Source organism: Micromonospora krabiensis, assembly GCF_900091425.1.
Taxonomy (GTDB): Bacteria; Actinomycetota; Actinomycetes; order Mycobacteriales; family Micromonosporaceae; genus Micromonospora; species Micromonospora krabiensis.
In genome coordinates this window covers 2,332,047-2,348,858 of sequence record NZ_LT598496.1, presented here as the reverse complement: position 1 = coordinate 2,348,858, position 16,812 = coordinate 2,332,047, and the positions used below count along the sequence as shown (strand labels likewise).

The 16,812-nt window shown below is 74.3% G+C and carries 18 protein-coding genes and 1 riboswitch; all 18 genes read left to right on the top strand.

Going from position 1 to position 16,812, the window contains the following annotated elements; all coding sequences use genetic code 11:
• Window positions 1-100 precede the first annotated feature (100 nt).
• Window positions 101-781: a ribulose-phosphate 3-epimerase gene (gene rpe / locus GA0070620_RS10365; RefSeq protein ID WP_091589659.1), complete on the top strand. Its 681-nt coding sequence runs from the start codon at window positions 101-103 to the stop codon at window positions 779-781.
• Complete coding sequence (locus tag GA0070620_RS10360; protein WP_172836412.1) at window positions 711-1,739, top strand: response regulator; 1,029 nt, start codon at window positions 711-713, stop codon at window positions 1,737-1,739. The genes rpe and GA0070620_RS10360 overlap by 71 nt, the downstream gene beginning before the upstream one ends.
• Window positions 1,740-1,817: 78 nt before the next feature.
• A riboswitch (FMN riboswitch) is annotated at window positions 1,818-1,990 on the top strand.
• Window positions 1,991-2,156: 166 nt separating this feature from the next.
• Window positions 2,157-3,218: a bifunctional diaminohydroxyphosphoribosylaminopyrimidine deaminase/5-amino-6-(5-phosphoribosylamino)uracil reductase RibD gene (gene ribD / locus GA0070620_RS10355; protein ID WP_091589657.1), complete on the top strand. Its 1,062-nt coding sequence runs from the start codon at window positions 2,157-2,159 to the stop codon at window positions 3,216-3,218.
• A 1-nt stretch (window position 3,219) separates the two neighbouring features.
• Entirely contained in the window at window positions 3,220-3,927 is a 708-nt protein-coding gene (locus GA0070620_RS10350) for a riboflavin synthase (RefSeq protein ID WP_231922322.1), read from the top strand.
• Complete coding sequence (gene pnuC, locus GA0070620_RS10345) at window positions 3,927-4,625, top strand: nicotinamide riboside transporter PnuC (protein WP_091589656.1); 699 nt, start codon at window positions 3,927-3,929, stop codon at window positions 4,623-4,625. Before GA0070620_RS10350 ends, pnuC begins: the two co-directional genes overlap by 1 nt.
• Window positions 4,622-5,890 (top strand): bifunctional 3,4-dihydroxy-2-butanone-4-phosphate synthase/GTP cyclohydrolase II, encoded by a 1,269-nt coding sequence (locus tag GA0070620_RS10340; RefSeq protein WP_091589655.1) that lies wholly within the window; start codon window positions 4,622-4,624, stop codon window positions 5,888-5,890. Before pnuC ends, GA0070620_RS10340 begins: the two co-directional genes overlap by 4 nt.
• 18 nt (window positions 5,891-5,908) lie before the next feature.
• On the top strand, window positions 5,909-6,409 hold the full coding sequence (gene ribH, locus GA0070620_RS10335; protein ID WP_091589654.1) for a 6,7-dimethyl-8-ribityllumazine synthase: 501 nt from the start codon (window positions 5,909-5,911) through the stop codon (window positions 6,407-6,409).
• 6 nt (window positions 6,410-6,415) lie between these two features.
• Window positions 6,416-7,111: an alpha/beta fold hydrolase gene (locus tag GA0070620_RS10330; RefSeq protein WP_091589653.1), complete on the top strand. Its 696-nt coding sequence runs from the start codon at window positions 6,416-6,418 to the stop codon at window positions 7,109-7,111.
• 42 nt (window positions 7,112-7,153) lie between these two features.
• Entirely contained in the window at window positions 7,154-7,417 is a 264-nt protein-coding gene (locus tag GA0070620_RS10325) for a phosphoribosyl-ATP diphosphatase (RefSeq protein ID WP_091589652.1), read from the top strand.
• Between the two features lie 46 nt (window positions 7,418-7,463).
• Complete coding sequence (gene hisG, locus GA0070620_RS10320) at window positions 7,464-8,309, top strand: ATP phosphoribosyltransferase (protein WP_091589651.1); 846 nt, start codon at window positions 7,464-7,466, stop codon at window positions 8,307-8,309.
• A 134-nt stretch (window positions 8,310-8,443) separates the two neighbouring features.
• Window positions 8,444-9,379: a DMT family transporter gene (locus GA0070620_RS10315; RefSeq protein ID WP_091598484.1), complete on the top strand. Its 936-nt coding sequence runs from the start codon at window positions 8,444-8,446 to the stop codon at window positions 9,377-9,379.
• A gap of 177 nt (window positions 9,380-9,556) precedes the next feature.
• Window positions 9,557-10,039: a PH domain-containing protein gene (locus GA0070620_RS10310; RefSeq protein WP_172836411.1), complete on the top strand. Its 483-nt coding sequence runs from the start codon at window positions 9,557-9,559 to the stop codon at window positions 10,037-10,039.
• Between the two features lie 628 nt (window positions 10,040-10,667).
• The gene (infC, locus tag GA0070620_RS10305; RefSeq protein ID WP_091589650.1) at window positions 10,668-11,315 is read left to right on the top strand and encodes a translation initiation factor IF-3; all 648 of its coding nucleotides are present in this window, start codon (window positions 10,668-10,670) and stop codon (window positions 11,313-11,315) included.
• A 19-nt stretch (window positions 11,316-11,334) separates the two neighbouring features.
• Window positions 11,335-11,529, top strand: a complete 195-nt coding sequence (rpmI, locus tag GA0070620_RS10300) for a 50S ribosomal protein L35 (RefSeq protein WP_007458415.1) — start codon at window positions 11,335-11,337, stop codon at window positions 11,527-11,529.
• A 31-nt stretch (window positions 11,530-11,560) separates the two neighbouring features.
• Window positions 11,561-11,953 (top strand): 50S ribosomal protein L20, encoded by a 393-nt coding sequence (rplT, locus tag GA0070620_RS10295; protein WP_030335718.1) that lies wholly within the window; start codon window positions 11,561-11,563, stop codon window positions 11,951-11,953.
• A 73-nt stretch (window positions 11,954-12,026) separates the two neighbouring features.
• Window positions 12,027-12,824: a TrmH family RNA methyltransferase gene (locus GA0070620_RS10290; RefSeq protein WP_091589649.1), complete on the top strand. Its 798-nt coding sequence runs from the start codon at window positions 12,027-12,029 to the stop codon at window positions 12,822-12,824.
• Window positions 12,825-13,044: 220 nt separating this feature from the next.
• Window positions 13,045-14,115 carry a phenylalanine--tRNA ligase subunit alpha gene (pheS, locus tag GA0070620_RS10285; protein ID WP_091589648.1) on the top strand — a complete coding sequence of 357 codons (1,071 nt, stop codon included), beginning with the start codon at window positions 13,045-13,047 and terminating at the stop codon, window positions 14,113-14,115.
• A 39-nt stretch (window positions 14,116-14,154) separates the two neighbouring features.
• Complete coding sequence (pheT, locus tag GA0070620_RS10280; protein ID WP_091589647.1) at window positions 14,155-16,701, top strand: phenylalanine--tRNA ligase subunit beta; 2,547 nt, start codon at window positions 14,155-14,157, stop codon at window positions 16,699-16,701.
• Window positions 16,702-16,812 lie beyond the last annotated feature (111 nt).

Here is a 16,812-nt window from a genome sequence, read left to right as displayed (position 1 = left end):
GGATCGCCAATTCTGCACCATTGGTCACCGGCGGGTCACCCCGCGTCCGCATGGGTGCGGGGGTGCCGACGCGGGGTGACGGCGTTCGTACACTTGCCGGGTGACCGTACCGCCGCCGATCGTCGCGCCGAGCATCCTCGCCGCCGACTTCGCCCGCCTCGCCGAAGAGGTCCGTGCCGTCGAGGACGCCGCGGACTGGTTGCACGTGGACGTCATGGACAACCACTTCGTCCCGAATCTCACGATCGGGTTGCCGGTGGTGCAGAGCCTGCGGGCGGCGACCCAGATCCCGTTCGACGTGCACCTCATGATCGAGGACCCACGCCGGTGGGCCCCCGGCTACGCCGACGCCGGGGCGTACAACGTCACGTTCCACGCCGAGGCGTGCGACGACCCGGTCGCGCTGGCCAAGGACCTCCGGTCCGCGGGAGCGAAGGCGGGGCTGGCGATCGACCGCGACACCGCGATCGAGCCCTACCTCGACCTGCTGCCGAGCTTCGACACGCTGCTGATCATGACGATCAAGGCCGGTTTCGGCGGGCAGCGGTTCATCCCGCAGCTGCTGGACAAGGTGCGCGCCGCGCGACGGCACGTGGCCGCCGGCCACCTGGAGCTGCGCATCGAGGTCGACGGGGGCATCGCCGCCGACACCATCGAACAGGCCGCCGCGGCCGGTGCCGACGCGTTCGTGGCGGGCACCGCGGTCTACGGTGCGGACGACCCGGCCGAGGCGGTACGCCGGCTGCGGGCCCTCGCGGAACGCGCCGCCGCCGGGGCCTGACGTGGACCCCGCCGGGGAGCGCCCGGACGTCATCCTCGTCGTGGACGACGACGAGGACATCGCCCGTTTCGTGGAGTTCAACCTGCGGGTGCACGGTTTCGAGGTGGTCCTCGCGAGCGACGGCCAGGAGGCGCTCGACGTGATCGAGCGGCAGCGCCCCGACCTGGCGGTGGTCGACCTGATGATGCCCCGCGTCGACGGCCTGGAGTTGACCCGGCGGCTGCGCGCCAACCCGATGACCTCCGCGCTGCCGGTGATCATGCTGACGGCCAAGGGCATGACCGTGGACAAGGTCCACGGCCTCTCCGCCGGCGCCGACGACTACCTGGTCAAGCCGTTCGACACCGCCGAGCTGGTCGCCCGGGTCAGCTCCACCCTGCGGCGCAACAAGGAGTTCCGCGAGGTGTCGCCGCTGACCGGCCTGCCCGGCAACAGCCGGATCCGGCGGGAGATCGCCGACCGGGTGCGCAGCGGCTCGGACTACGCCGTCGGCTACATCGACATCGACCGGTTCAAGAGCGTGAACGACCGCTACGGGTTCGTCCGCGGCGACGACTTCATCTCGGCGCTGGCCCGCAGCCTGCACCGGGCCGTGGTGTCGGTGGGGCTGCCACCGGCGTTCCTCGGCCACGTCGGCGGGGACGACTTCGTGATCGTCTGCGCGCCGGACCAGGTCCGGCCCCTCACCTCCCGCGCGGTCGTCGACTTCGAGAAGTCGGCCGACACGCTCTACGACCCGACCGACCGGGAGCGCGGCTTCGTCGAGCTGAAGGACCGGCGGGGCAACATCCGCCGGGCCGCGCTGGTCACCCTGTCGATCGGGGTCTCCCTGTCCGATTCCGGCAAGCGGTTCACCGACCCCCTCGAGGCGATCGCGGTGGCCAGCGAGATGAAGACCGTGGCCAAGAGCCAACCCGGCTCGTACGTCGCGGTCGACCGCCGGCGCGGCGTCACCTGACCCGTACCGGGCTGTGAACTAGCTCGCCTCGGTGGCAACAACCCCCTCCCGGCGTGTAAGACTGCCGGTGTACCCACCACGCGCTGGCGGGACTCGGTGTAATTCCGAACCGGCGGTGATCCACGGCTGCGGCCGTGGTCAGCCCGCGACCCGGACGGCTCTGCCGCCCGGTGGACCTGGTGAGAACCCAGGGCCGACGGTTGGGGGCGGGCCTTCCCGCGCCCAGACAGTCCGGATGGGAGACAGCGCGCGGGACGGATGGGCCTGCACCGGCCGCTGACCTCAGCGCGCCCTGCCGGCCTCCCGGGTCGGCTTCGCCGTCCCCGGATCTCCGCCGCCGCCTGCTCGCGGCCCCATGGCCGATGCCTCCCGACCCGCCCGCGCGCGACCGGCGAGTGAGAGGGCAGGGACAGGCGAATGGCGGGCGTCTCCGTCGACGAGGCGATGCGTCGCGCGATCGAACTCGGTGCGCGCGGGCTCGGCACCACGAGTCCCAACCCGGTGGTCGGCTGTGTCCTGCTCGACGCCGACGGCCAGGTCGTCGGCGAGGGCTTCCACGCGTACGCCGGCGGCCCGCACGCCGAGATCGTCGCGCTCGCCCAGGCCGGGGAGCGTGCCCGGGGCGGCACCGCGGTGGTCACGCTGGAGCCCTGCGACCACACCGGTCGCACCGGCCCCTGCAGCCTCGCGCTGATCCAGGCCGGGGTCGCCCGCGTGGTCATCGCCGTCCCCGATCCGAACCCGGTGGCCACCGGCGGCGCCGCCACCCTGCGCTCGGCCGGGGTCCGGGTGGACCTGGGCGTCCGCGCCGACGAGGCCGAGGCCGGCAACGTGGCCTGGCTCACCTCGATGCGCCGCGGCTGGCCGTACGTCATCTGGAAGTTCGCCGCGACGGTGGACGGCCGGTCGGCGGCCGCCGACGGCACCAGCATGTGGATCACTTCGGAGGCGGCCCGGATCGACGTGCACGCGCTGCGCGGCACGGTCGACGCGGTCGTCGTCGGGGTGGGCACCGTGCTCGCCGACGATCCCCGGCTCACCGCCCGGAACCTGCGCGACGGCAGCCTCGCCATCCGGCAGCCGCTGCGGGTGGTGGTGGACAGCGCGGGGCGTACGCCCGAGGGGGCCCGGGTCCGCGACGGCGCGGCTCGCACCTGGATCGCCACCGCCGCGGAGGTCGGCGCCGGCCCGGACGGGCGGGTCGACCTGACCGCGCTGCTGGCCGCTCTGCACGAGCGCGGCGTCCGCGCGGTGCTGCTGGAGGGCGGCCCCCGGCTGGCCGGCGCGTTCCTGGAGGCCGGCCTGATCGACAAGGTCGTCGGATACGTCGCGCCGCGGCTGCTCGGTGCCGGTCCGACCGCTCTGGTCGACGCCGGTGTGACCACGATCGCCGAGGCGATCGATCTCGAGTTCGTCGACGTTACACAGATCGGTCCGGATCTCCGGATCACCGCGCTGCCCCGGAAGAGGGAGGGCTGACATGTTCACCGGCATCGTCGAGGAGTTGGGCGAGGTCGTACGGGTGACCGCGACGGCGGGAGACTCGGCGCTGGTCGCCGTCCGCGGTCCGCTGGTCACCACGGACGCCCGCCACGGAGACTCCATCGCGGTCAACGGCGTCTGCCTGACCGTGGTGGAGTCCGAGGACGGCGTCTTCACCGCCGACGTCATGGGCGAGACGCTGCGCCGCTCCGCGCTGGGCGCGCTGCGCCCCGGAGACCCGGTCAACCTGGAGCGCGCCGCGACCCTGGGTAGCCGCCTCGGCGGTCACCTGGTGCAGGGCCACGTCGACGGGGTCGGCGAGGTGCTCTCCCGGGAGCCGGCCGAGCAGTGGGAGACCGTGCGGTTCCGGCTGCCCGCGGACCTCGCCCGATACGTGGTCGAGAAGGGCTCGATCACCGTCGACGGCGTGTCGCTGACGGTCGCCGACGTCGGCCCCGACTGGTTCGCGGTCGGCCTCATCCCGACCACGCTGAAGCTCACCACGCTCGGCGCCCGCGGCGTCGGCGACCCGGTGAACCTGGAAGTGGACGTCCTGGCCAAGTACGTCGAGCGGCTGCTCGGCACCCGCGCGACCGGCGACTCGCCGCTCGCCGGCCCGGCGCTGCCCGGCGGCGCCGTGGCGACCGCCGGCCCGGCCCAGGCCGGTGACACCGACGGCGCCGCGCCGGTGGGGGAGGTGAACTGATGGGTACGGTGCACTGGCTGCTCGACGCGCAGGTGACCATCGCCGGTTCGCCGGTGCTGGTCCGCGAGATCGTCGGCAACGTCTTCGGGCTCGCGTCCGCGCTGTTCGGGCTGCGCCGCCTGGTGTGGGCCTGGCCCGTCGGCATGGTCGGCAACGTGCTGCTCTTCACCGTCTTCCTCGGCGGCGCGTTCGCCACGCCCCAGGCGCACGACCTGTTCGGGCAGGCCGGCCGGCAGGTGTTCTTCTTCGCGGTCAGCGTGTACGGCTGGTGGCGCTGGTCGCGCAGCCGTCGGCTGGGCGAGGTGCCGGACCAGGGTGGGGTGGTGCCGCGCTGGGCCACCGGCCGGGAGCGGCTGGGTCTGCTCGTCGCCCTCGCGGTGCTCACCGCGGTGGCGTACCCGGCGCTCGCCGCGCTCGGCTCCTGGGGGCCGCTGGCGGACGCGTGGATCCTCGCCGGCAGCCTGCTGGCCACGTACGGCATGGCCCGCGGCTTCGTGGAGTTCTGGCTGATCTGGATCGCGGTGGACGCGGTGGGTGTGCCGCTGCTGCTGAACGGCGGGTTCTACCCGTCGGCGGCCATGTACCTCGTCTACGGCGCCTTCTGCGTGTGGGGCTTCGTCAGCTGGTGGCGCACCTCGCGGGTGCTCCGGCCGGCGCGCCGCCCCCTCGCGCCCACCTACACGGAGGCTGTGGCATGAACGAGCGGGAAGCCGGCACGAGCTTCGGGACGATCGAGCAGGCGCTGGCGGACATCGCCGCCGGCCGGCCGGTGGTCGTCGTCGACGACGCCGACCGCGAGAACGAGGGCGACCTCATCTTCGCGGCCGAGCTGGCCACGCCGGAGCTGATGGCCTTCATGGTCCGCTACACGTCCGGCTACGTCTGCGTGCCGCTCACCGAGAGCGAGGCCGACCGGCTCGACCTGCCGCCGATGCACCACACCAACCAGGACCGGCGGGGCACCGCGTACACGGTGACCGTCGACGCCCGGGAGGGGATCAGCACCGGCATCTCGGCGGCCGACCGGGCGCACACCATCCGGCTGCTGTCCGACCCGGCCACCGGGCCGACCGACCTGGCCCGCCCCGGGCACGTGGTGCCGCTGCGCGCCCGGGAGGGCGGCGTGCTGCGTCGCCCCGGGCACACCGAGGCGGCCATCGACCTGACCCGGATGGCCGGCCTGCGCCCCGCCGGGGTGCTCTGCGAGCTGATCAACGACGACGGCACCATGATGCGGCTGCCCGACCTGGAGAAGTTCTGCGCCGAGCACGGGCTGACGCTCATCACCATCGCCGACCTCGTCGCGTTCCGGCGGCGGACCGAGAAGCAGGTCGAGCTGGTCGCCGACGCGCGCATGCCCACCACGCACGGTGTGTTCCGGGCGCTGGGCTACCGCAGCGCGCACGAGCCGGCCGAACACGTCGCCATGGTGTACGGCGAGATCGGCGACGGGCAGGACGTGCTGGTCCGGGTCCACTCCGAGTGCCTGACCGGTGACGTCTTCGGCTCGCTGCGCTGCGACTGCGGCCCCCAGCTCGACGCCGCCCTGGCCCGGGTGGCCCGGGAGGGGCGTGGCGTCGTGCTCTACATGCGCGGGCACGAGGGTCGCGGGATCGGGCTGCTGCACAAGCTTCAGGCGTACCAGTTGCAGGACCTGGGCCGGGACACCGTGGACGCGAACCTGGACCTCGGCCTGCCGGCCGACGCCCGGGACTACGGCACCGGCGCGCAGATCCTCTACGACCTCGGGGTGCGGTCCATGCGGCTGCTCACCAACAACCCGGCGAAGCGGGCCGGGCTGGAGGGGTACGGCCTGACCATCACCGGCCGGGAAGGGCTGCCGATACGCCCGCACCCGGAGAACGTCCGGTACCTGCGCACCAAGCGGGACCGGATGGGACACCTGCTGGACCAGTTGGACGAGGTCACCGAGGCGCCGGTCGAGCCGGCCGCCGGCCGGTGACGGGATCGGAGCGAGAACATGGCGGGATTCGGCGAACCGGGGGCGGCACCGGTGGACGCGACCGGGATGACCGTGGGCGTGGTCGCCGCCCGGTGGCACGGTGAGCTGACCGACCACATGCTGGAGCGGGCGGTCGCCGCCGCCGAGGCGTGCGGGGCGCGGGCCGTGGTGGCCCGGGTGGCCGGCTCGGTGGAGCTGCCGGTGGTCGCCCAGGCGCTCGCGCGCCGCTGCGACGTGGTGGTCGCGCTGGGTGTGGTGGTCCGCGGAGCCACCGCCCACTTCGACTACGTCTGCCGTTCGGTGACCGACGGCCTCACCCGGGTGGCCCTCGACGAGGGCAAGCCGGTGGCGCACGGCGTGCTGACCGTGGACACCATCGAGCAGGCCCGCGACCGGGCCGGGCTGCCCGGTTCGGCGGAGGACAAGGGCTGGGCGGCCACCGTCGCCGCGCTCGACGCCGCGCTGGCGGTCCGCACGGTCGCCGCCGGCAACGGGCACCGGGTCGGCTTCGGCGGCTGACGCCTCGTGGAGTACGCCGAGCTGCCCGCGCTGCGGATGGCCTACCGCACCTGGGGCCCGCGGCGCGGGCGGCCGGTGCTCCTGCTGCCCGGTGGCGCGTCGGACGGCTCCACCTGGGCCGCCGTAGCCGCCCGGCTTGCCGACGACGGCCTGCGGTCGTACGCCCCGGACCCGCGCGGATTCGGGGCCAGCGACCGCACCGGCCCGTACGGTCTCGCGGTCGCCCGCGACGACGTGCGCGCGCTCTGCGACGTGCTCGCGCTCGACCGGCCGGTGCTCGTGGGGCACTCCTCCGGGGCGGTGGTCGCGGCGCTCTTCGCCGAGGCGCACCCCGACCGGGTGGCGGCGCTGGTGCTCGAGGAGCCGCCGCCGCCGGTCCCGCTCGGGCTCCGGCTGCCGGCGCGACCCTCGGGCCCGCTCGGCTACGACTGGGCCGCCCGCGAGGCGGTGGTCGCCGACCTCAACAAGGCCGACCCGGACGGGTGGGCGCGGTTCACGCGGATCACGGCGCCCACCCTCGTGGTCGCCGGCGGGCCGGCCAGCCACCTGCCGCAGGCCGACCTCGCCCGGATGGCGGCCCGATTGCCCGCGGGCGACCTCGTGACCATCGACGCGGGACACGCCGTGCACGCGTCGCACCCGGACGAGTTCGTGGCCGCGCTGCGGGCCTTCCTGCGGTCCCGCTGGGTGAACGGGGCCTGACCCGGCGCGTCCGCGGTGCCGGGGCGCTGGAAGAATCGCGGCGTGAAGACGTTCGAGGAGTTGTTCGCCGAGCTGCAGGCCAAGGCCGCCGCCGGCACTCCCGGCTCGGGCACGGTCGCCGCGCTCGAGCGGGGCGTGCACTTCATCGGCAAGAAGGTCGTCGAGGAGGCGGCCGAGTCGTGGATGGCCGCCGAGCACGAGAGCCGGGAACGGGCCGCCGAGGAGATCTCCCAGCTGCTCTACCAGACCCAGGTGCTGATGCTCGCCACCGGTCTCGAACTCAAGGACGTCTACCGACATCTGTGAGTGCGCCCCGTCGACGATCCGAACCGACTCCGAGGAGCACTCCGTCATGCTGCGTGTCGCCGTACCCAACAAGGGCACCCTGGCCGAGCCGGCCGCCCAGATGCTGCGCGAGGCGGGCTACCGCCAGCGCACCGACCCGAAGGACCTGGTCTGCCGGGACGAACCCAACGACGTCGAATTCTTCTACCTGCGCCCGAAGGACATCGCCACCTACGTCGGCTCCGGTGACCTGGACCTGGGCATCACCGGCCGTGACCTGCTGATCGACTCCGGCGCACCCGCCGAGGAGGTCGTCGACCTGGCCTTCGGCCGGGCCACCTTCCGCTTCGCGGCCCGCCCCGACGACATCGACTCCGTGCAGGAGTTGGGTGGGCACCGCATCGCCACCGCGTACCCGGGGCTGGTCGAGCGGCACCTCGGCGACCTGGGCGTCAAGGCCGACGTGATCCGGCTCGACGGCGCTGTGGAGAACGCCGTACGCCTCGGCGTCGCCGACGTGGTCGCCGACGTCGTGGAGACCGGCGCGACCCTGCGCCAGGCCGGCCTGGTGGTCTTCGGTGAGCCGCTGCTGCGCTCGTCGGCGGTGCTGGTCCGCCGGGCCGACGCCGCGTCGCACCCGCAGGCCGAGCAGCTGCTGCGCCGGCTGCACGGCGTCCTGGTGGCGCGCCGCTACGTGATGCTCGCCTACGACGTGCCGGCCGGCCTGTTGGACCGGGCCAGCTCGCTCACCCCGGGCATCGAGTCGCCCACCGTGTCGCCGCTGCACCGGGAGGGCTGGGTCGCCGTGCAGGCCATGGTGCTCCGCGACGACGTGCACCGGATCATGGACGAGCTGTACGAGCTGGGCGCCCGCGCCATCCTGGTCACCAACATCCACGCCTGCCGCCTGTGACGGCGCCGCGGCCGGAGCCGACGCCCCCGGCGCCGGCCCCGGATCCGCTGGTGCCGCCGCCGCCGCGGGCCGAGCCGGCCGTGCCGTCGGGTTCCGCCGTGCCGCCCGGTCCTGTCGTGTCGCCCGGTCCTGCCGTGTCGGCGGGCCGAACCGTTCGCCGCCCGCTGCCGGCCTGGGCGGCGCTCGCCCTGGTGACCGTCGCGGGCGTCGCGTCGGCGGCGCAGGGCGCGGCCAACGGCGAGCTGGGTGCCCGGGTCGGCGAGGCGAGCCTGGCCGGCGTGGTCAACAACCTGGGCGGGACCCTGCTGGTCGCTGTCGGGCTGGCCGTGTTGCCGTCGATGCGCGCCGGGCTGGCCGCGCTGCGCCGGGCCCGGCTGCCCTGGTGGAGCTACCTGGGTGGGCTGGGCGGCGCGCTGATCGTCGTGCTCGGCGCGTACCTGGTGCCGGTGCTCGGGGTCGCGGTCTTCACGATCGCCCAGGTCGCCGGCGGAAGCCTGGGCGGGCTGGCGGTGGACCGGGCCGGGGTCGCGCCGGTCGGCCGGCTGGCGCTCACCGGCCCCCGGGTGGCCGGCGGGCTGCTCGGCGTGGCGGCGGTCGCGCTGGCCCAGGCCGGCGGACCGGTCGGCGAGCTGGCGCTCGTCCCGGTGCTGCTCGCGGTCGTCGGAGGCGTCGGCGTGGCCCTGCAGTCCGCGCTGAACGGTCGGGTCTCGGCGGCCGGCACCTCCGCCGCCGGAGTGGCGGTCAACTTCGTGGTCAGCACCCCGGCGGTCCTGCTCGTCGCGGCGCTCGCCGGTGCGCTCAGCGGCCCCGCCCCGGCGTGGCCGGACGCCTGGTACCTCTACACCGGCGGGCTGCTCGGCGTCGGCATCGTCGCCGGACTGGTCGTCGGCGTGCGCTCGGCGGGCGTACTGCGCACCGGCCTCGCCCTGGTGGCCGGGCAGCTCGGCGGCGCGTTGCTGCTCGACGTCCTCCTGCCCGGCGGCCCGGGCGTCCGTCCGGCCGTGCTGGCGGGCGCGGCGCTGACGCTCGTCGCGGTGGTCGTGGCGGGACGCGGCCCGCGCCGCCGGTAGCGCGCCCCCCCGCCGACGGCGCGCCCCCTGTCGACGGCGCTCCGCGCCGGCCGGCGCACGCCTCGCCCGTCGCGCCGCTGCCGGCCCTGCGTGCCCGGACGGGCCGACCGGCGACCCACGGGCGGCCGGCAGCGTGGCGGTGGAACTCCCACCGACGGCGGGTGGCAGACTGAGGGGGTGAGTGAAACCGAGGTGGTCCGTCTCCGGCCGCGCCGGATCCGGGTGGTCTGCTGGGCCTCGGCCGCCGTCCTGCTGGTGGTGTTCAGCATCGTGGCGACCTCGCTGAGCGGCCCGACCGGTGACGGCTACGGCACCTTCCAGCGCGGCGACCAGATCGCCATGGTCGGCCTCGGCGTCTTCGGCGCGCTCGGGTTCCTGCTGTTCACCCGGCCCCGGGTGGAGGCCGACGCGCGCGGCGTCCGGGTCCGCAACATCATCGGCTCGTACGAGCTGCCGTGGGAGGTCGTCCGCGGTGTCCGGTTCGATCGGGGTGCTCCCTGGGCGAGCCTGGAGCTGCACGACGACGATCTGATGCCGATGGTGGCCCTCCAGGCCGCCGACAAGGAACTGGCGGTCGACGGGGTCCGGGCGCTGCGGCGCCTGCACCAGGCCCACCAGGCCCGCCTCGCCGAGGGCGCCCGCACCACCCCCGACCGCTGACCCGCCCCGCCGCGGAGCCGCCCCGCCCCGCCCCGCCGCCGGCCACTCGTTCACGGAAAGAGTGGCTGTCCCGTGCCGCAGTGCCCACTCTTTCCGTGAACAAGTGGGCACCGGCGAGATCAACTCAGCTCGGCCGCAGTACCCCGTCCCTCGCCCACGCGTGAGCCTCCCCGCCCCGTGATCTTGCACTTTCGGCCCTGCGGGTCGGGGCTTTGCCCGGAATGTCGGGGCACAAACCGCAAGATCGCGGGGACCGGGAGCGCGGAGGGGAGCGCGGGGGCCGGGAGCGGAGCGCAAGCTGGGGTGGTTTGGGGGTGGGTTGGGCGGGGGTGTAATGTTGTGGAGTCGACCAGGCTGTCTGTCGGCGGGCTCGCCCCGCGGGATGTGCAGCCATGAAAGCGGAGCGCCTGCTCCCACCCGAGTCGCCACGATGGTGGCCGGGTCCGGTCCCCGGTTCCGGGCACGTCCCGGCACCGGATGCGCGATCATGTGATCGTGCCGACCGGTCGAGCGGGCCCTGGCATGCGCCGGGGCCTTCTGCTTTCCGGGTCGGTTCCCACCCGGGAGCCGCGGGGTCGGCAGCAGCAGAAACTCGACTCGAGGAGGCCCCATCAGCGTCGAACCACGCGTGAACGAGCAGATCCGGGCACGTGAGGTCCGACTGGTCGGCCCCGAGGGTGAGCAGGTGGGCATCGTCCCGCTGGAGCGCGCCCTTCAGCTGGCCGCGGACGTCGATCTGGACCTGGTCGAGGTTGCGCCGATGGCGCGCCCGCCGGTGTGCAAGCTCATGGACTTCGGCAAGTTCAAGTACGAGAGCGCACTCAAGGCGCGCGAAGCGCGGCGTAACCAGCAGCAGACCGTCATCAAGGAGATGAAGCTCCGGCCGAAGATCGACCCGCACGACTACGAGACCAAGAAGGGTCACGTGGTGCGGTTCCTCAAGGCGGGCGACAAGGTCAAGGTGACGATCATGTTCCGCGGTCGCGAGCAGAGCCGACCGGAGCTGGGTTACCGGCTCCTGCGCCGGCTCGAGTCCGAGATCACGGACCTGGGATACGTCGAGGCCGCCCCGAAGCAGGACGGCCGAAACATGATCATGGTTCTCGCTCCGCACCGGGCCGTCAAGGCCTCCGCGGTCGCCGCTACGGCGTCCCGCGGTGCACCTCGGGACCGGGCAGCGGACGAGTCCGCCCCGGCGGCCGATGAGACCGCGGCGGCCGGCGAGACCGCAGCAGCCGGCGACACCGGCACCGCCGCCGACACCAGCGGCGAGTAACAGGGGAGAAACGTTCCACATGCCGAAGATGAAGAGCCACACGGGTATGGGCAAGCGGGTCAAGGTGACCGGCAAGGGCAAGATCGTTGCCCAGCAGGCCGGCCTCCGCCACAACCTGGAGAAGAAGCCCTCCACCCAGACCCGTCGGCTGACCGGCACGGTCGTGCTGGCCAAGGCCGATGTCAAGCGCATCAAGAAGCTGCTCGGCCGCTGACGCGCGCCACCTGACGTAAGAAGGAGTTGAGATGGCACGCGTCAAGCGGGCTGTGAACGCCCAGAAGAAGCGTCGTACCCTGCTGGAGACCGCGAGTGGTTACCGCGGTCAGCGCTCCCGGCTGTACCGCAAGGCCAAGGAGCAGGTGCTGCACTCGATGCAGTACGCCTACCGGGACCGTCGCGACCGCAAGGGCGACTTCCGGCAGCTGTGGATCCAGCGGATCAACGCGGGCGCCCGGGCCAACGGGATGACCTACAACCGCCTGATCCAGGGCCTGCGCCTGGCCGGCATCGAGGTCGACCGGAAGATCCTGGCCGACCTGGCCGTCAACGACGCCGCCGCCTTCGCGGCGATCGTCGAGCTGGCCCGGGCCGCGGTCGCGGCCGAGGGCACCGGCGGCGCGGCGGCTCAGGCCGCCTGATCCCCTGCGGCTGATCGAGGCGCCCCTCGTCGACCACGACGAGGGGCGCCTCGCTGCACGGCTGGAGGAGACGATGCTCTTCACACCGCGTACCCCCAGGGTGGTGGCCGCGCGCCGGCTGCACCGCCGCCGCGACCGCGAGGCCACCGGCCGCTTCCTCGCCGAGGGGCCCCAGGCCGTACGCGAGGCGTTGGCCGTCCCCGGTGTGGTTACCGAACTGTTCGGTACGCCCGCCGCGCTGGACCGGCACGCCGCGCTGGCCGCGCTGGCCGCCGGTGGTGACGTGCCGGTGTCCGAGGTGACCGAGGACGCGCTGGCGGCGCTCGCCGAGACCGTCGCCCCGCAGGGGCTGGTCGCGGTCTGCCGGCACCTCGACGTGCCCCTGGACGAGGCCCTGGCCCGGACGCCGAGGCTGGTGGCGGTGCTCGCCGAGATCCGCGACCCGGGCAACGCCGGCACGGTGCTGCGTACCGCCGACGCGGCGGGCGCCGGCGCGGTGATCTTCGCCGGGGACGCCGTCGACCCGTACAACGGCAAGTGCGTACGCGCGTCGGCCGGCAGCCTCTTCCACGTGGACGTGGTACGGGCCCCCGACCCCGTCGACGTGGTCGCCGCGTTGCGCCGGGCGGGGCTCACGGTCCTGGCGACCACCGGCTACGGCGACGACGACCTCGACGACCTGGCCGACGCGGGCCGCCTGGCCGCGCCCACGGCGTGGTTGTTCGGCTCGGAGGCGCACGGGCTGCCGCGGGAGCTCACCGGGGCCGCCGACGCGCGGGTGCGGGTGCCGCTGCACGGGCGCGCCGAGAGCCTGAACCTGGCTGCGGCCGCCGCCGTGTGCCTGTACGCTTCAGCGAGAGCTCACCGCTGACCGCGACACCGGTCGGCGTGATGTCACAGCAGGGGAGAGCAGTCGTCGATGAACGCGCCATGGCGTTCGTTTAGCCAGCCCGCCGGTGTCGGCGGGCGGCGGGCCTGACCTGCTCCCTGCGCAACTCCCACCGGCGGGCTGCGGCACAGCCGCGCGTCCGTAGACTCGCTTCGCCGCCCCGGAAGGGGTTGGCGCCGCCGTGAGGGAGTGCCCGTACGCCATGAGCTACCGCAACGATCCGTACGACCCGAAGCAGGTCGCCCTGCTCGACCCGGCCGCCCTGGCCGAGGCGGTCGCCGACGCCGAGAAGGCGTTCGTCGCCGCCGCCGACCCGGACGCGTTGACCGCGCTGCGCCCCGCCCACCTGGGTGACCGGGCCCCGGTCTCCCTCGCCCGCCGGGAGATCGGCGCGTTGCCGCCCGCGGCGAAGTCCGACGCCGGCAAGCGGGTCAACGAGGCCCGCCGCGCGATCGAGGGCGCGTACGCGGCCCGGGCCGAGGTGCTGGAGCGCGAGCACGCCGAGCGGGTGCTCGTCGCCGAGCGGGTCGACGTGACCCTTCCGTACGACCGGCGCCCGCGCGGGGCCCGGCATCCGCTGAGCGTCCTGATCGAGCAGGTCAGCGACCTGTTCGTGGGGATGGGCTACGAGGTCGCCGAGGGCCCCGAGGTCGAGCTGGAGTGGGCCAACTTCGACGCGTTGAACATCCCCGCCGACCACCCGGCGCGCGGCCTGATGGACACCTTCCACGTCGCGCCCGCCGACCGCTCCGGCCTGGTGCTGCGCACCCACACCTCCAACGTGCAGACGCGCACCATGCTCAGCCGCAAGCCGCCGATCTACGTGATCTGCCCCGGCCGGGTCTACCGCACCGACGAGGTGGACGCCACCCACAGCCCGGTGTTCCACCAGGCGGAGGGCCTGGTGGTCGACAAGGGCATCACGATGGCGCACCTGCGCGGCACCCTCGACCACTTCGCGCGCGCCATCTTCGGGCCGGACGCGAAGACCCGCTGGCGGCCGCACTACTTCCCGTTCACCGAGCCGTCGGCCGAGTTCGACGTCTGGTTCCCGGAGCACCGCGACGGTCCGCAGTGGGTCGAGTGGGGCGGCTGCGGGATGGTGAACCCCCGGGTGCTGCGGGCCTGCGGCATCGACCCGGAGGTCTACTCCGGCTTCGCGTTCGGCATGGGCATCGACCGGACGCTGATGGTCCGGCACGGGGTCAGCGACATCCGCCACCTCTTCGAGGGCGACGTGCGGTTCAGCCGGGCGCTCGGGACCGAGGCGTAGGCGATGCGGGTACGAGTTACGGAGACGGTGGTCTGAGTCATGCGAGTTTCTGTCAGCTGGCTGCGGGAGTACGTCGACCTCCCCGCCGACCTGCCCACCGGGGACCTGGAGCAGGCCCTGGTCGACCTCGGCATCGAGGTCGACTCCGTGGTGGACCTGCGGGAGACCGTCACCGGGTCGCTGGTGGTCGGTGAGGTCCTGGAGATCGAGGAGCTCACCGGCTTCAAGAAGCCGATCCGGTTCGTCCGGGTCGACGTCGGCGCCGCGAACGGCACGGGTGAGCCGCAGGAGATCGTCTGCGGTGCGCGCAACTTCGCCGTCGGCGACCGGGTGGTGGTGATCCTCCCCGGCGGTGAGCTGCCGGGCGGGTTCACGATCGGCGCGCGCAAGACCTACGGGCGCGACTCCAACGGCATGATCTGCTCGGCCAAGGAGCTGGGCATCGGCGACGATCACTCCGGCATCATGGTGCTGCCCGAGCAGTCCCCGGCCAAGCCGGGCGACGACGCGCGGCCCGTGGTCGGGCTCGACGACGTCGTGCTCGAGCTGGAGATCACCCCCGACCGGGGGTACGCGCTGAGCCTGCGCGGCCTCGCCCGCGAGCTGTCGCACGCGCTCGGCGTGCCGTTCCGCGACCCGGCCCTGGCACCGGCCCCCGGCGCGACGGCCGAGCCGGCGTACCCGGTGGACGTGCGTGACACCGTGGGCTGCGACCGGTTCGCCGCCCGCCTGGTCCGCGGCGTCGACCCGACGGCGGCCTCGCCGGAGTGGATGCGGCGGCGGCTCACCACGGCCGGCATCCGCAGCATCTCGCTGCCGGTCGACATCACCAACTACGTGATGCTCGAACTCGGCCAGCCGATGCACGCCTTCGACGCCGACCGGATCGCCGGGCCGCTCGTGGTCCGCCGGGCCGAGCCGGGGGAGAAGCTGACCACCCTGGACGGTGTGGAGCGCGTCCTCGCCCCCGAGGACATGGTGATCTGCGACGACAGCGGGCCGATCTCGCTCGCGGCGGTGATGGGCGGCGAGACCAGCGAGGTCGTGGCCGACACCACCAGCGTCCTCTTCGAGGCCGCGCACTGGGACCCGGTCATGGTCGGGCGGACGGCCCGCCGGCACAAGCTGTTCAGCGAGGCCGCGAAGCGCTGGGAGCGGGGCGTCGACCCGGCCCTGCCGCTGGTCGCGCTGGAGCGGGCGGTACGGCTGCTCACCGAGCACGGCGGCGGCGTCGCGGGCGACGAGATCCTGGACGTCGACAACGTCCGGCCGCGTACCCCGGTGACCCTGCCGGCGGACCTGCCGAGCCGGCGCATCGGCGTGGACTACCCGCCGGCGCGGGTGGTCGCCCTGCTGGAGCAGGTCGGGTGCACGGTCGCCCAGGGCGCGGACCGGCTCTCCGAGGACCCGGGCGCGGTCGGGGTGGCGGCCGGTGCCGGCGTCGCGCTGACCGTCACCCCGCCGAGCTGGCGGCCCGACCTCACCGACCCGGCCGACCTGGTCGAGGAGGTGGTCCGCCTCGACGGGTACGACCGAGTGCCGTCGGTGCTGCCGGTGGCGCCCGCCGGTCGGGGCCTGACCTGGCAGCAGCGGCGGCGCCGGGCGGTGGCCCGGTCGCTGGCCGAGCGCGGCTACGTCGAGGTGCTCGCCCACCCGTTCGTCTCGGCCGAGCTGCCCGACCTGCTCGGGCTGCCCGCCGACGACCCGCGCCGGCCGGCGGTGCGGCTGGCCAATCCGCTCTCCGACGAGGAGCCGCTGCTGCGCACCACGCTGCTCGGCCCGCTGCTCGGCATCCTCAAGCGCAACCTGGGCCGGGGCCACCGCGATCTCGCGCTCTACGAGATCGGGGCGGTCTTCCACCCCCGCCCGGGTGCGGGCAGCCCGCCGGCGATGGGGGTGGACCGTCGTCCCACCGACGCCGAGTTCGCCGCCGCCGACGCGGTGGTGCCCGACCAGCCCCGGCACGTCGCCGCCGTCCTGACCGGCGAGATCGAGCTGTCCGGCTGGTGGGGCGCGGGCCGGGCGGCCGGCTGGGCGGACGCCGTCGAGGCCGGGCGCACCGTGCTCGCCGCCGCCGGGGTCCCCGACGAGCGGGTCGAGGTGCGGGCGGCCGCGTACGCGCCGTGGCACCCGGGACGCTGCGCCGAGCTGCTGGTCGACGGCACCGTGGTCGGGCACGCCGGTGAGCTGCACCCGACGGTCGTCGCCGCGCTGGAGCTGCCCCGGCGCACCAGCGCCCTGGAGCTGAACCTCGATCTGCTGCCGGCCCCGCCGGTGCTGCCCGCGCCGGCCGTGTCGGGCTTCCCGCCCGCGCTGATCGACGTGGCGCTGGTGCTCGACGAGTCGGTGCCGGCGGCGCAGGTGCAGCAGGCCCTCGTCGAGGGGGCCGGCGAGCTGCTGGAGGACGTGCGGCTCTTCGACGTGTACGCCTCGGAGCAGCTCGGCGCCGGGCGCAGGTCGCTGGCGTACAAGCTCACCTTCCGGGCGCCGGACCGCACGCTGACCGTCGAGGAGGCGGTGGCCGCTCGGGACGCGGCGGTCGCGGTGGCCGCCGAGCGTTTCGGCGCCACGCTACGCGGCGCCTGACGGTAGCTGTCGAACCCCCGTCGGGCGTGGTCTCGTGCCACGCCCGACGGGGGTTTTCGCGTTCCGCGGGCCGGATGTCCGGCTCTTGTACGCTACGGGTTCCTCCGACAA

Coding starts and splice junctions, on each gene's coding strand:
- pheT (WP_091589647.1), top strand. CDS start 14,155: ATGCGAGTTTCTGTCAGCTGGCTGCGGGAGTACGTCGACCTCCCCGCC.
- GA0070620_RS10350 (WP_231922322.1), top strand. CDS start 3,220: ATGTTCACCGGCATCGTCGAGGAGTTGGGCGAGGTCGTACGGGTGACC.
- hisG (WP_091589651.1), top strand. CDS start 7,464: ATGCTGCGTGTCGCCGTACCCAACAAGGGCACCCTGGCCGAGCCGGCC.
- ribD (WP_091589657.1), top strand. CDS start 2,157: ATGGCGGGCGTCTCCGTCGACGAGGCGATGCGTCGCGCGATCGAACTC.
- pheS (WP_091589648.1), top strand. CDS start 13,045: ATGAGCTACCGCAACGATCCGTACGACCCGAAGCAGGTCGCCCTGCTC.
- GA0070620_RS10290 (WP_091589649.1), top strand. CDS start 12,027: ATGCTCTTCACACCGCGTACCCCCAGGGTGGTGGCCGCGCGCCGGCTG.
- pnuC (WP_091589656.1), top strand. CDS start 3,927: ATGGGTACGGTGCACTGGCTGCTCGACGCGCAGGTGACCATCGCCGGT.
- ribH (WP_091589654.1), top strand. CDS start 5,909: ATGGCGGGATTCGGCGAACCGGGGGCGGCACCGGTGGACGCGACCGGG.
- GA0070620_RS10340 (WP_091589655.1), top strand. CDS start 4,622: ATGAACGAGCGGGAAGCCGGCACGAGCTTCGGGACGATCGAGCAGGCG.
- rplT (WP_030335718.1), top strand. CDS start 11,561: ATGGCACGCGTCAAGCGGGCTGTGAACGCCCAGAAGAAGCGTCGTACC.
- rpmI (WP_007458415.1), top strand. CDS start 11,335: ATGCCGAAGATGAAGAGCCACACGGGTATGGGCAAGCGGGTCAAGGTG.